Below are 14,162 nucleotides of genomic sequence, written 5' to 3'. Positions count from 1 at the left end.
TGTCGCGACAGGCCCCTTCGACGCAAGCAAATTTCGCAGACGCGAGATCGGAATGGCGTCCCTGCCATTCCGTCGGGGTTCAGAGCGAACTGAGTGCCTTGGCCACGCCGTCCATCGTGAACGGCTTTTGCAGGCGGGGGCGATCGCGAAACCGCTCGTCCACCGAGTCGTCCGAACCGCCGGTGGCAAAGACGAAGGGCACGCCGCGCTCCGCCAACGCTTCGGCGACCGGAGTGCTCTTCTGGCCGCCCCGCAAGTTGACGTCGAGGATCGCGGCGTCGATACCCCCCTCTGCCACGCGGGCCAGCGCGTCATCGACACTATCGACGGTGCCCGCGACCTGTTTGTCGAGGACGTCGAGAAAGTCCTCCAGCATCATGGCGATCAGGGGTTCATCCTCGACGATGAGGATCTGCACGGGCTCTGCTGTCATCGACACTGCCATATCATGGTTTGTGTCATCCGCCAGCGGCTTGTTGCGACAACGCCGCCTGCGTCGCCTCGGCAAGCTGCTGGACCGAGAAGGGTTTGGGCAGGAAACCGACATTGGGCAGGGTGATCGACTTGCGCAACTGTTCCTCGGCATAGCCCGACATGAACAGCACCGCGAGGTCGGGGTATCGCTTGCGGACATGACCGACCATGGTCGGTCCATCCATGGTGGGCATCACCACGTCGGATATCAGCAGGTCGGGCTTGCCGTGGCGGTCGAGCATCTCCAACGCGGCTTCTCCATTTTCGGCCGCGATCACGGTATAGCCCTGTCGCGTCAGCGCACGCTCGGCGACGGCACGGACCATATCCTCGTCCTCGACCAGCAGGATCGTCCCCGACCCCCAGGGCGTGGCCGCCTTGGGCGCGGGCTTGCCGGCGGCGGTTCGGACGGCGGGCACGGCCGGCGCAGCATGGACTGGCAGATAGATGGAGAAGCGCGCGCCGCCCCCGGCGGGCGAGTCGGCGAAGATATAGCCGCCCGACTGCTTGATGATCCCATAGACGGTCGACAGGCCGAGCCCCGTCCCCTTGCCCAGTTCCTTCGTGGTGAAGAAGGGCTCGAAGATCTTGCCCAGGATTTCCGGCGGAATGCCGGTGCCGTTGTCGCTGATGATCAGCGCGGTATAGTCGGCCGCGGGCAGGATGTCGTTCCCCATCGCCCGCGCATCGGCCATCGACACGGCGCGCGTCTGGATGGTCAGGATGCCGCCGCCCGCCGGTTCATTCTCCAGGATCGCGTCGCGCGCATTGACCGCCAGATTGACGACCACCTGCTCCAACTGGCCCGGATCGGCGCGCACCGGCCCCAGGTTGCGGCCATGGGTCACGTCCAGCCGCACCCGCTCGCCCAGCAGCCGCTTGAGCAGATTCGACACCTCCGACACGACATCGGGCAGTTGCAGGATCTGCGGGCGCAGTGTCTGCTGACGGGAAAAGGCGAGCAATTGCCGGGTCAGGCTGGCGGCGCGGTTCGAGTTGGTGCGGATCTGCTGGATATCGTCATAGTCGCTGTCGCCGGGTGAATGGCGCATCAGCATCAGGTCGCAATGACCGATGATCGCGGTGAGGATATTGTTGAAATCATGCGCGACACCGCCGGCGAGCTGTCCGACCGCCTGCATCTTGGTCGCCTGGGCGACTTCGCGCTTCAGGCGGCTCTCCTCCGAATTGTCCTTGAGGCTGAGCAGGACGGCGGCATCGCCCAGTCCCCGCGCACCCGCGATCGTCAGGGCGACGGGCTCCTCGGGATGCTCCTTCAGCCGGACCGCCATATCGGCCGAATGGGTCGCACCGCTTGCGAAACGCCGGATCGCGTCGGCCACCGCCGCCTTGTCCTCGCGCACGACCAGATCGCCCGGGTAGAGCGGCGGCGAAGAGGCGTTGACGCCCGCCGCACGCATGAAGGCGGAATTCATCTGCAGGAAGCGCCCGTCACGATCGACCAGCGCGATGCCGAAGGGCATGAGCGAGACGAGGCCCCGCACATGGCTGCCCACGCTGGTGCCGATCGGTGCGACGAGCGGTTCTTCCTCATCGAGCAGGACGACCAGCATCGGCGCGCCCTCGCCTTCGACAAAAGGAATTTGCAGGATACGCAGCGCGTGGCCGGAGCCGGCCGCCACCTCCGCCGAAAAGCGGACCTGCCCATTCTGATCGTGCGCCAGGAAGGTCGCGAAGTCGCGGCCGACGATCGACCGCATTTCGCCACCCATCGCGCGGGCGCACAACACCCTGTTGGCGGCCCGGACGCGACCATCGGGCGCGACCAGCGCGGCCATGATCCCGGCACTGCCCAGCCGGTCGCCATGGATCCCGCCGATCAGCCGCTCGACCATCTCGGCCAGATCCTGCTCGGCGGCCACCGCGAAACGCCAGACGAGCAGGTCGCCCTCGTCCCCCGCCCGCGTGACCACGACGGACAATTCGGTCCCCATCACCGCAATCCGGTCCGCACGGCCCAGCCCGTCGCGCCACGCGGTACGCCCGGCCTGCGCCAGCGCCTCGACATAGGTGGGGTCCAGTGGCACGCCCGGCGGCGTCGGCATCATCGGAAACAGCGAGGCATAGGCGTCGTTGGCGCAGACCAGCCGCCCCGCCCGATCGGTCACCGCGATCGCATCCGGGCTGGCGTCGGCCACGACGCGGGCGAAATCCCAGTCGATCGTGCGCCGCGCCTGCTCAACCCTTGGGCGGAGCGCCCGGTAGGTCAGCACGACACCGAACGCGATGAGCGCCGCCGCCAGGAATCCCGCCGCGACGATCCAGCTTCGGATCGCCAGGAACAGCAGGGCCGCCGCCATCGCGCCGCTGGCAATCGACAGGACGGCCGCGACACGGACGGGAGAGAAACGTTCGGGGGACGCGATCGCCATGATGAAACTCTTCATCCGGCGACCGCCCGGCGGTCAAGCGCGTTCCTGCATCCGCGCCCGACCACCGCCCGGCCCAAAGGCGATTACCAGATTCGGACGCGCTTTTCCGGGGTCAGCGCCATCTTGTCGGTCGGCTGGACGCCGAATGCCGCATACCAGGGATCGAGATTGCGGACGGTCAGCACGCGCTGGTGCCCCGGCGAGTGCGGGTCCGACAGCAAAGCCTGCTGAAGCGCGGCATCGCGCCACTTGGTCCGCCACACCTGCGCCCAGCCATAATAGAAACGCTGGTCGCCCGTCGTGCCATCGATCACCGGCGCGGGCTTCCCACCCAGCGACTTGTGATAGGCGTCGAGCGCGACGGTCAGGCCCGCCAGATCGGCGATATTCTCGCCCAGGGTCAGGCCACCCTGGATATGCTGACCCGGCAGCGGCTCATAGCCGTCATATTGCTTCACCAGCGCATCGGTGAAGGTCTTGAACCGCGCCACGTCCTGCGGCGTCCACCAATCGGTCAGCTTGCCGGTGGCGTCGTACTTGCGCCCCTGATCGTCGAAGTGATGGCTGATCTCATGCCCGATCACCGCGCCGATACCGCCATAGTTCACCGCCGGGTCGGCCTTCGGATCGAAGAAGGGCGGCTGGAGGATCGCCGCCGGGAAGACGATCTCGTTCATCGGCGGGTTGGCATAGGCGTTGATCGTCATCGGCGTCATGAACCACTCGCCGCGATCGATCGGCTGCCCCAGCTTGTTCAGGTCACGCTGGTACTCGAACGCATTGGAGCGCGCGACATTGCCGACCAGGTCGCCGCGCTGGATCTGCAGCGCGGAATAATCACGCCACTTGTCGGGATAGCCGATCTTCGGCGTGAAGGCGGCGAGCTTCGCCAGCGCCTTCTGCTTGGTTTCGGGCGCCATCCATTCCAGATTGCGCAGCCGGTCACCCATCGCCGAGATCAGGTTCCTGACCAGCGCATCGGCGGCGGCCTTCGATTCCGGCGGGAAATATTTGGCGACATATTGCTTGCCGACTTCCTCGCCCAGCCCGTTGGAGACGAGGGTGACGCCGCGCTTCCACCGCGCCTGTTGCTCGGGCGTGCCCGACAGGGTCGTGCCGTAGAAAGCGAAGTTGGTCTTGTCGAAATCGCTCGACAGATACGGCGCGTAGCTGCGCAGCACCTTCAGCATCGCATAGTCCTGAAGGACATTCAGCGGCGTCTCGCCATAGACCTTCGCCTCGCCGGTCACCGCGCTCGGCTGGGCGACGAGATAGGCCGGGCGGCCGGAGACGCCGAGCGCCTGCATATATTGCGCCCAGGGGAAGCCGGGGGCCTTGGCGGTGAAATCGGCCGCCAGCCACTTGTTATAGGTCTTGTCGGCGTCGCGGCTCTCGATCCGGGTCCAGTGGACATTGGCCAGGGCCTTTTCGAAGTTGAAGACGGCCGCCGCGCGCGCCTCGGCATTGGGCTCACCCGCCAGCGTCAGCATCCTGGCGAGATAGGCCTGATAGGCGGTGCGGATCGTCGCCAGCTTATCGTCGGCCTTCAGATAATAGTCGCGGTCGGGCAGGCCGAGACCGCTCTGGCCGAAATTCGCGATATAGGTGTCGGGGGCCTTGTCGTCCTGCCCGATATAGACGCCGAACGGGGCGCCGACGCCCTGCCGCTGGAGCTTGGCCATCTCCACCGCCAGCGCGGTGCGATCGCGGGTGGCGCGCAGTGCGGCCAGCCACGGCTTGACCGGGGCGACACCCTTGGCGTTGACGGCGGCCTCGTCCATGAAGCTGGCATAGAAATCGCCGGGCTTGTCACCCGGACGCTTCGCGGCTTCGTCCAGGATGGTGCGGGTCTGTTCCAGCGAGCGGTCCTGCAGGACGTGGAACATGCCATAGCTCGACCGATCTGTCGGGATCGTCGTGTTCTTGTACCAGGTGCCGTTGGCGTAATCGAAGAAGTCGTCGCCCGGCTTCACCGAGGTATCGCGCCCCGCCATGTCATAGCCGAAATCGCCGATCTCGGGGCCGTTCCGGGCCCCCGGCTTGACCGGGCCGACGGCCGCCTTGTCGATCGGGGCGGAGGTCTGGGCAAAGCCGGTGGCGGCGGTGGAGGAGAGAAGAACAGCGATCAGGACGGAGCGCATCTGAATTCCCGAATAGGACAGTGATGCCACCGTTGTAGCGGGCTGATACGCTCAGTCAAATCGGTACGCCGTGCTAAATTGCGGCTGTTCTGCGACGGTTACGCCATTTCCGTGCGATCCAGAGCCGCCAGCCGAGCGCCGAGATCGCATAGCCCAGCACCGCGCCGCCCGCCGTCAGCACGCACAGCCCCAGGCCGAAGGCAGGGCCCTGTTCCCAGAGCCAGTGAAAGGCGCTGGTCGACCATTGCAACCATCCCGTCGCGGCCTCCGCCACGGGCTGGGTGTTGATCGGCGTGTCGCTGCGCAACAGCAGCGTGCCGATCCGATAGGCGATCAGCCACAGGATCGGCGTGGTGAGCGGATTGGTGATGAAGGTGGTCAGCGCCGCGACCGGCACATTGGCGCGGAACGGCAAGGCGAACACCGCGGCGATCGCGATCTGCGCGACCGGGAAAAGAAACCCGGCAACGATGCCCAGCGCCACGCCGCGCGGCACCGACCGGCGGGTGAAGCGCCACAGTTCGGGGGCCAGCACCCGGTGCGCCACCGGACGGAGCAACCGGTTCCGTTCCATCGAATCGCGGGTCGGCATGTTCCGCCGCACCCAGCCCATGGTGCGGCCCCACATGGTGGGCACGGCCGACGCCATCAGCCGCGATCGCGCAGGATACGGCCCTGCTCACGCTTCCAATCGCGTTCCTTGATCGAGTCGCGCTTGTCGTGCGCCTTCTTGCCCTTCGCCAATGCCAGCTCCACCTTCGCGCGACCGCGCGAGTTGAAATAGATCATCAGTGGCACCAGGGTCATGCCCTCGCGCGCCACCGCACCGTGGAGCTTGTTTATTTCGCGCTCATGAAGGAGCAATTTACGCGGACGCTTCGCCTCGTGGTTGAAGCGATTGCCATGACTGAATTCCGGCACATTGGAATTGACCAGCCAGACCTCCTCGCCGCGGACCTCGGCATAGGATTCGGCGATCGATCCCTCGCCGAAACGAAGCGATTTCACCTCGGTCCCGGTCAGGGCGATACCGGCCTCATAGGTCGTCTCGATGGCATAATCGAAGCGGGCGCGCCGGTTCTCGGCGACGATCTTCTTCTTGTCGAATGTCTGGGGTTTCGGGCGCATGGATGGGCCGATGTAGGCGTTCAAATCTGTCCTGAAAAGCCGCTGCCGACGCATTGTCCCGTTTCCGCGTCATATCGCGGCGGCGTGTCCCGACGTGGCGATGATGCCGACCTCCTCATGGACGGCGACGTCCGCCGAGCGGGATCTTGAGTCGGATCATCGCCCGGTTGCTGGGGAAACCGCCCACCCCGGCCTGCTCGACCTCGCCCGACAGGGTGCCGACTCCAGGAATCTCGGTCCGCGCCTTGGGCAAGGACAGCGGCTTGGAATAGTCCGGGACGGGCCGCAGCCGGTCCTCTTCCGCCGAGCGGGCGCAGACCACGACGTCGTCGCCCGTCTCACCGACGGGACAGCGGGTGGGCGCCTCCGGGCGGCGCGGGACGGGCAGGACCGGCCCCGCGACCGCACCGGCCTGCATGGCGATCATCACCGCGACCCACATCGACCCCGATCTCCCTGTCCAGATACCTGGCGGGAAGGTGGGCGACAATTGCGGCGGAAGCGGGGCCGGTGCCGACCGACCCCGCCTCTTCGGTTCAGATCAATCCAGCATGGGCGAGTGCCGCATCGACCTGCGCCCGAGCCGCCTCGGACGGCCAGGTCATGGGAAGGCGGACCCCGGTCGGGAAATGCGGCATGATCCGGCTGATCGCATATTTCACCGGCCCCGGCGACGCATCGGCGAACATGGCCTCGTGCAACGGAAACAGCCGGTCATGCAGTTCGAGCGCGCGCGCACCCTCGCTCGCCGCGCAGGCCGCCTGGAACTCGGCGCACAGGCGCGGCGCGACATTGGCGGTAACCGAGATGCAGCCGACGCCGCCCATCGCATTGAAGGCCAGCGACAGATCGTCATTGCCGGACAACTGGCAGAAATCGGGGCCGAGCGCGGAGCGATGATGCGATACGCGCGCCAGGACACCACTGGCGTCCTTCACACCGACGAACACGTCGGGCGCCGACTGCACCACCCGGATCAGCGTCGCGGGCTGGATATCGGTGACGGTACGACCGGGCACATTGTAGAGGACGATGGGCAGCGGTGCGTTCTTGGCCAGTTCGGCGAAATGGCGGACGATGCCGTCCTGGCTCGGCCGGTTATAATAAGGCGGGACCATCAGCGCCGCATCCGCCCCGGCCTGTTGCGCGGCCTTCAGATTGTCGATCGCGACGATGGTATCGTTCGATCCGGCCCCGGCGATCACCGGCACACGCCCCCGCGCCTGATCGACACAGACACGCACGACATGGAAATGCTCGTCCTTGGGCATGGTCGCGGCTTCGCCCGTGGTGCCACAGGCGACAAGCGCCGTGGAGCCCTCCGCAATCTGCCATTCGACGAAATCGCGGTATCTGGCTTCGTCGAACGCTCCGCCGATATGATCGCCCTGATCGTCGAACGGCGTCACAAGCGCCGGTATGGACCCTGAAAACATGAGAGGAAATGCGCTCCCGTTGCGCCGAAATCAGCAATTTGTTCAGGACATGTACGGGTAGAGGCCCTATTCTGTCCACTATGATGGCATTGACGAAGGCGGGGGCGATCCTCGCGACGCTGACAGGCTCCTTGATCTCGCCGGGCGGGCAGGATCAACTCGACCGCTATCGCACCCAGATGGCGAATATGAGCCCCGGCACGGAGACACAGGGCATGCCCGCGCCCGCCGATGGCGCGATCGTTGCCGCCCTGGCCCAGTGGCGGGCGCTGCAACAGACCGATTCGCTGCCCTTCGACAGCTATGCCGGGTTCGTGATGGCGCACCCCCGCTGGCCTGGCGAGGCGGGTTTCCGTCGCGCGGCCGAGCGACAGGCGGCGAATTTCACGTCCGCGCCGGCCAGCATCGTCGCCTATTTCCGTCGCTTCCCGCCCCAGTCGGCCACCGGCGGCGTCGCCTATGCCCGCGCGCTGCTGGCGACCGGCGCGTCGGCCGAAGCGGCGCAGGCGGCGCGGACAGCCTGGCGGCGCGGCACCCTGTCGCCCACCGACGAGGCGCTGGTGATGTCGACCTTCGCGGCCGCTCTCAGCCCCGAGGATCACGATGCGCGCATGGATGCCCTGCTCTGGAGCGGGCAGACGAGCGCGGCCGCGCGACAACTGGGCTATACCAGCACCGCGCGTCGGCCGATCTTCGCCGCGCGCCTCGCCTTCCGCACCCAGTCGGCGGATGCCGCCGCCCTGTCCGCTTCCACGGCCGAACTTTATGCCAATGACGCGGGCTATGTCGCCGACCGTGCGGCCTGGCTGCGCAATACGGGGGACAGCCTGACGGCGCGCGCCTGGCTGGCGCGGGCGCGGCAATTGACCACCCGCCCAGGCAATGTCGAGAAATTCTACGAGACGCTGCTGGTCAACGCCCGTGCGGCGGCGGCGGACAATCAGCTCCAGACCGCCTATGACATCGCGCGGCAGGTCGACGACGCCTATCCGGCGGGGACCGATGTGTCGACCAAGCCCTATGGCGAGCGTGACGACTATACCAGCCTGGTCTGGCTCGCGGGCCAGACGGCGATGAAGCTGGCGCGCCCGGCCGACGCCATGACGCTGTTCGACCGTTATGGTCGCGGCAGCCAGTCGCCGCAGACCCGGGCGAAGGGCTTCTACTGGGCGGGACGCGCGGCGGAGGCAGCGGGTCGCTCGGCCGAGTCCGCCGCCTTCTACAATCGCGCGGCGCAGTATCGCGATCAATTCTATGGCCAGTTGGCGCTGGAGCGGACGGGCCGCCCGCTCGTCGCGCCCCCCGCCATCGCGTCGAACGGTATCTCGCCGGCCGCCAAGGCGGCCTTCGACGCGCGCGAGACGGTGCGGGCGGCACGTTTCCTGGGCATGATCGGCCAGTGGCAGGACCAGACCGCGTTCATCCGCCAGATCGCCGCCGATGCGGAGGACGAAACCGACCATCTGCTCGCCGCCGATCTGTCGCGCAGCCTCAATCGCCCCGACCTGGCGGTGATGGTCGGGCGCAGCGCGATGCAGAACGGGCTGACCGACTATTCGGCGGCGGGCTTCCCGACCGTGCCCGTTCCGGCCGGTTACGAATCGAGCTGGACGATCATCCACGCCATCGCCCGGCAGGAGAGCCAGTTCGACCGCGCCGCCGTCAGCCAGGCGGGTGCCCGCGGCCTGATGCAGTTGATGCCCGGCACCGCCGCCGAGCAATCGGGCAAGATCGGCCTGGCCTACTCCCCCGCCTCGCTCACCACCGACCCCAATATGTCGATCCGGCTGGGCGCGAGCTATTTCGAGCGGATCCGCAACAATTTCGGCAGCTATCCGCTGGCCATCGCGGCCTATAATGCCGGCGGCGGCAATGTGAACAAGTGGCTTCGCCTGAACGGCGATCCACGCACCGGCAGCGTCGATATCGTCGACTGGATCGAGGCGATCCCCTATTCGGAAACCCGCAACTATGTGCAGCGGGTGCTGGAGAACGCGGTCGTCTATGACCTGATGAACCCCGCGCGCGCCACCAGCCGGGGGCCGACCCCGCTGAGCTGGTATCTCGGCAAGTCCTCTCGACCGGGTTGATCGCTGGGGCGGGCGCGATAGAGCGGGGTCATGGACCGTCCCAACTATATCACGCCCGCCGGCTATGCCGCGCTTCGTCAGGAATATGAGGCGCTGTTCGCGGTCGAGCGCCCCAAGCTGGTCGACACCATCGCCTGGGCGGCGGGCAATGGCGATCGGTCGGAGAATGGCGACTATATCTATGGCCGCAAGCGCCTGCGCGAGATCGACCGGCGGCTGGGCTGGCTTTCCAGGCGGATGAAGGCCGCCAAGGTCGTCGATCCCGCCCGGCAGGAGGATCGATCCAAAATCTGGTTCGGCGCAACCGTGACGATCGCCGACGAAGACGATCAGGAGCGCATACTGACCTTTGTCGGCGATGACGAGGCCGATGCGGGCAAGGGGCGCGTCGGCTGGAACGCGCCGCTGGCCCGTGCGCTGCGGGGCGCCGCCGTCGGGGATCTCCGCCGCGTCACCCTCCCCGCTGGCGAACGGGAATATGAGGTTATTTCTATAACTTATCCATCAGATTGAGGACGATACCTCCGATCCTCGATGGCGAAGGGAGGCGACATGCCCAGTGTCCAGCTCACGAAATTCGATCGCCAATAAGGCATTCGGACGCAATGGCCGTAGCGTCCCGGCTTTGCTAGACGGACGACATGAACGCCCTGACCCGCAACATCGCCCTGCTCATCGACGCGGACAATGCCCAGTCCGCCGCCATCGACCCCGTATTGACGGTGCTGGCCGAGCTGGGCACGGTCAATGTCCGCCGCGCCTATGGCAACTGGTCCAAGCCGGGCCTGAAAGGATGGCGCGACGTCATGGTCAAGCACGGCATCGAGCCACAGCAGCAGTTCGACCTGACCAAGGGCAAGAACGCCACCGATATGAAGATGACGATCGACGCGATGGACCTGTTGTTCCGGGGGCGGATCGACGGGTTCGGCATCATGTCGTCGGACAGCGACTTCATGCCCCTGGCGACACGCATCCGACAGGACGGCTTCCCCGTCTATGGCTTCGGCAATTCGCGCACGCCCGAGGCCTTCAAGCAGGCGTGCAGCCGTTTCATCGATGTCGGCGCATTGATCGCGGAGGCGACCCGCTCCGCCGCCATTCCCACGACGAAGCCCGTTGCCGCCGACGTGCCGCTCGCCGATTCTTTGCCGCCCTCGATCGAGCCGTCGAAGCGGACGGCGGGCAATCCGCGCCCGATCGACGAAGAGCTGCTCAAGCTGCTGGTCGATGCGTATAATTCGGTGAAACGCGACGAACGGGGCTTTGCCAGCCTGTCGGCGATGGGGCAGCTTGCGGGCAATCGATCCAGCTTCGATACCCGCAACTATGGGTTCAAGCGGCTTTCCGACCTGATCGAGGCGATCCCCAATTTCCAGACCGAACGGCGCGAGGATGGGCGGACGTTCGTAAAGAGACTGCGCTGACATCCCGGCATACGCCGGACCGACCCGTCACCCCTGCGGATAGGCCATGGTCAGGGTCGCGCAGGTGCCGGGGGCGGCATCCTCGAACCGGACCTCACCCCGCAACTGCCGCGCGAGGCTGGCGATCATCCGCATGCCCAGGCTGTGGCGCGACGCCGCCTTCATGTCGAAATCGGCCGGCAGCCCCCTGCCCTGGTCGCGAACCGACAGGATGAGGTGCGCGTCGCGAACATGCAATGCCACGTCGATCCTGCCGCCGCGCTCGTCATAGGCGTATTTGATCGCATTGGTGAGCAACTCGGTCAGCATCAGGCCGATCGGAATCGCCGTGTCGGCGTTCATCTCGATCGCCTCGATCTCACAATGGACGTGATGGTTCTGCGCCTGCTCGGCTAGCTGATGCGCGATGCCGCAGGCCAGATCGTCGAGCGAGACGATACCCACCCGCTCGCCGCGCCATAGTTGATCATGCGTCTGGGCGATCGCGGTGATCCGCGCCTGCGCATCGTTCAGCATGCGCAGCACGCGGGGGTCGTCATCCTCCTGCTTTTGCAAGTTGAGCATGGCCGACACGAGCGCCAGGCTGTTCTTCACGCGGTGGCTGGCCTCGCGGGTCAACAGCCTCTGATGCTCGACAGCCTCGGCGAGGCGACGCTCGGCCTCCTGCCGCTCGATCGCGACGCCGATCAGGTTGGCGAACCCCTGCATGAAGGCCAGGTCCGCCTCCTCGAACCGCCCCTCATCGGAACTGTCGACCTCCAGCACGCCGTAGCGCTGGCCCGACGCCTCGACCAGGACATTGATCGCGCGGCGAATCTTGTGCTCCGCCATGAACTGCGGCGTGCGGAACCGCTCTTCCTGCTCAAGATGGTTGGAGATCACCCCCTGCCCCGTCTGGAGCGCAAAGCCGGCGGGCGAACCCATATCGGTCCGCATCTCGGTCGATCCGACCACGCCCGCCCCCCAACCGACCCCGGCACGGACCAGCAACGAATCGCGATCCGGCCTATATTCCAGGAACTTGCAGAAAGAAGATCGCATCCCTTCTGCGCATAATTCGGTGGCCCGCTGCAACATGGGATCAAGATCGCGCGCCCGCAGCGCTTCGATACCAAAGGCGGCCAGGACGGATTGCTGACGGAGCCGATAATGCAATTGTCCCGCGCCGGCGATCTCCTGATCCTCGCCCTGCGCCTGCTCGACTACCGCCATTCCCGACCGAACCCTTTATTTCCCTATGCTTATAACGGCCGAAATGGGGATTCGTCCCATCCATTTAAACCCGATCGCCGGAGCCGGACATGAGGACGCCCTTTCCGATCGCTCGGAAAGGGCGTCGCGCGAGCCGGTGATGTCAGGGATCAGCGGGTCAGCTTCTTATAGGCCAGACGCGTTGGACGATCGGCGGCATCGCCCATCCGGCGACGCTTGTCCTCTTCGTACGATTCGTAATTGCCCTCGAACCATTCGACATGGCTATCGCCCTCGAAGGCCAGGATGTGGGTGCAGAGGCGGTCGAGGAAGAAGCGATCGTGGCTGATGACCACGGCGCAGCCCGCGAACGTCTCCAGCGCCTCTTCCAGCGCGCGCAGCGTTTCCACGTCGAGGTCGTTGGTCGGTTCGTCGAGCAGCAGGACGTTGCCGCCCTCCTTCAGCATCTTGGCCATATGGACGCGGTTGCGTTCACCGCCCGACAGCTGGCCGACCTTCTTCTGCTGGTCGGGGCCGCGGAAGTTGAACGCGCCGACATAGGCGCGCGTCCCCAGCTCCTGCTTGCCGAAGCGGAAGACCTCCAGCTCGTCGGAGATTTCCTGCCAGACATTCTTGTTGGGATCGAGTTCGTCTCGGCTCTGGTCGACATAGCCGAGCTTGACGGTCGAGCCGATCTCGATCGTGCCCGCGTCGGGCTGTTCCTGGCCGGTGATCAGCTTGAACAGCGTCGACTTGCCCGCGCCGTTCGGCCCGATCACGCCGACGATACCGCCCGGCGGCAGCATGAAGTCGAGATTTTCGAACAAAAGCTTGTCGCCATAGGACTTGGTCAGCCCCTTGGCCTCGATCACCTTGCCGCCCAGGCGTTCGGGGATCTGGATCAGGATCTGCGCCTTGCCAGCGACGCGGTTCTCCTGCTTCTCCATCAGTTCCTCGAACGCGCGGATACGCGCCTTCGACTTGGTCTGGCGGGCCTTGGGCGTCTGACGCATCCAGGCGAGTTCGTCGGCGATCGCCTTCTGCTTGCCCGCCTCGTCGCGCTCTTCCTGCTCCAGCCGCTTGGCCTTCTTTTCCAGATAGCCGGAATAGTTGGATTCGTAGGTGTAGTAGCGGCCGCGATCCAGCTCGAGCACCCAGTTCACGACGTTATCCAGGAAGTAACGGTCGTGGGTGACGAGGATGACGTTGCCCGTATATTCCTTCAGATAGTTTTCCAGCCACGACACGCTTTCGGCGTCGAGGTGGTTGGTCGGTTCGTCGAGCAGCAGGATATCGGGCTTTTCGAGCAGCAGCTTGCACAGCGCGACGCGACGCTTTTCACCGCCCGACAGGCGGGTGACATCGGCATCGCCCGGCGGGCAGCGCAACGCTTCCATCGCCTGTTCGAGCTGGCTGTCGAGCGACCAGCCGTCGACCGCGTCGATCTTGGCCTGAAGCTCGCCCATCTCTTCCATCAGGGCGTCGAAATCGGTGTCGTCCTTGGGATCGCCCATTTCCGCCGAGATGGCGTTGAAGCGATCGACCAGATCGGCGATCGGGCGGACGCCGTCCTTGACGTTGCCCATCACGTCCTTGGCCGGATCGAGCTGCGGCTCCTGCGCCAGATAGCCGACGCGGACGCCTTCGGCGGCCCAGGCCTCGCCGGTGAAGTCGGTGTCCATGCCCGCCATCACCTTCATCAGCGTGGACTTGCCCGCGCCGTTCGGGCCGATGATCGCGATCTTCGCGCTCGGCAGGAACTGGAGGTGGATGTTGTTGAGGACAGGCTTGTTGGCGCCGGGGAAGGTCTTGGTCAGACCCTTCATCACATAGGTATATTGGACGGCCATGGCGGCGCGGAGCTCCGTGCTTTTTTGCGACT

12 protein-coding genes are annotated in these 14,162 nt (G+C 65.8%); 3 read left to right on the top strand and 9 right to left on the bottom strand.

The features are described from left to right. Nucleotides 1–79 precede the first annotated feature (79 nt). From ABDV78_RS02220 to dapA, 7 genes are all read right to left on the bottom strand, one after another. On the bottom strand, nucleotides 80–433 hold the full coding sequence (locus ABDV78_RS02220; RefSeq protein ID WP_343525552.1) for a response regulator: 354 nt from the start codon (nucleotides 431–433) through the stop codon (nucleotides 80–82). 25 nt (nucleotides 434–458) lie between these two features. After that, nucleotides 459–2,867, bottom strand: coding sequence for a response regulator (locus ABDV78_RS02215; protein ID WP_343525578.1), 2,409 nt, complete (start codon nucleotides 2,865–2,867; stop codon nucleotides 459–461). Between the two features lie 83 nt (nucleotides 2,868–2,950). Continuing rightward, on the bottom strand, nucleotides 2,951–5,008 hold the full coding sequence (locus ABDV78_RS02210) for a M13 family metallopeptidase (RefSeq protein ID WP_343525551.1): 2,058 nt from the start codon (nucleotides 5,006–5,008) through the stop codon (nucleotides 2,951–2,953). 73 nt (nucleotides 5,009–5,081) lie between these two features. After that, nucleotides 5,082–5,657 carry a DUF2062 domain-containing protein gene (locus ABDV78_RS02205; protein WP_343525550.1) on the bottom strand — a complete coding sequence of 192 codons (576 nt, stop codon included), beginning with the start codon at nucleotides 5,655–5,657 and terminating at the stop codon, nucleotides 5,082–5,084. Further along, nucleotides 5,657–6,136: an SsrA-binding protein SmpB gene (smpB, locus tag ABDV78_RS02200; RefSeq protein ID WP_007403364.1), complete on the bottom strand. Its 480-nt coding sequence runs from the start codon at nucleotides 6,134–6,136 to the stop codon at nucleotides 5,657–5,659. Before smpB ends, ABDV78_RS02205 begins: the two co-directional genes overlap by 1 nt. Before the next feature lie 115 nt (nucleotides 6,137–6,251). Beyond that, a complete protein-coding gene (locus tag ABDV78_RS02195) occupies nucleotides 6,252–6,578 on the bottom strand; it encodes a 5'-nucleotidase (RefSeq protein WP_343525549.1) in 327 nt (108 codons plus the stop codon). A gap of 94 nt (nucleotides 6,579–6,672) precedes the next feature. Then, nucleotides 6,673–7,572 carry a 4-hydroxy-tetrahydrodipicolinate synthase gene (dapA, locus tag ABDV78_RS02190; RefSeq protein ID WP_343525548.1) on the bottom strand — a complete coding sequence of 300 codons (900 nt, stop codon included), beginning with the start codon at nucleotides 7,570–7,572 and terminating at the stop codon, nucleotides 6,673–6,675. Nucleotides 7,573–7,652: 80 nt separating this feature from the next. On the opposite strand from dapA, the gene ABDV78_RS02185 reads away from it, so the two are divergent. The 3 genes from ABDV78_RS02185 (at nucleotide 7,653) to ABDV78_RS02175 (ending at nucleotide 11,089) form a co-directional block, all read left to right on the top strand. Next, on the top strand, nucleotides 7,653–9,662 hold the full coding sequence (locus ABDV78_RS02185) for a lytic transglycosylase domain-containing protein (RefSeq protein WP_343525547.1): 2,010 nt from the start codon (nucleotides 7,653–7,655) through the stop codon (nucleotides 9,660–9,662). A 30-nt stretch (nucleotides 9,663–9,692) separates the two neighbouring features. Beyond that, the gene (greB, locus tag ABDV78_RS02180; protein ID WP_343525546.1) at nucleotides 9,693–10,175 is read left to right on the top strand and encodes a transcription elongation factor GreB; all 483 of its coding nucleotides are present in this window, start codon (nucleotides 9,693–9,695) and stop codon (nucleotides 10,173–10,175) included. A 128-nt stretch (nucleotides 10,176–10,303) separates the two neighbouring features. Next, nucleotides 10,304–11,089: an NYN domain-containing protein gene (locus ABDV78_RS02175; protein ID WP_343525545.1), complete on the top strand. Its 786-nt coding sequence runs from the start codon at nucleotides 10,304–10,306 to the stop codon at nucleotides 11,087–11,089. 27 nt (nucleotides 11,090–11,116) lie between these two features. On the opposite strand, the gene ABDV78_RS02170 is transcribed toward ABDV78_RS02175, so the two are convergent. Continuing rightward, nucleotides 11,117–12,301 carry a histidine kinase dimerization/phosphoacceptor domain -containing protein gene (locus tag ABDV78_RS02170; RefSeq protein WP_343525544.1) on the bottom strand — a complete coding sequence of 395 codons (1,185 nt, stop codon included), beginning with the start codon at nucleotides 12,299–12,301 and terminating at the stop codon, nucleotides 11,117–11,119. Between the two features lie 149 nt (nucleotides 12,302–12,450). Next, nucleotides 12,451–14,130 carry an energy-dependent translational throttle protein EttA gene (gene ettA, locus ABDV78_RS02165; protein ID WP_309695939.1) on the bottom strand — a complete coding sequence of 560 codons (1,680 nt, stop codon included), beginning with the start codon at nucleotides 14,128–14,130 and terminating at the stop codon, nucleotides 12,451–12,453. Nucleotides 14,131–14,162: the final 32 nt, after the last annotated feature.

Origin of the sequence: Sphingomonas sp. (genome assembly GCF_039594485.1) — a bacterium.
Lineage (GTDB): Bacteria > Pseudomonadota > Alphaproteobacteria > Sphingomonadales > Sphingomonadaceae > Sphingomonas.
The sequence above is the reverse complement of the archived record's forward strand: the minus strand, read 5'-3'. Positions and strand labels throughout refer to the sequence as shown.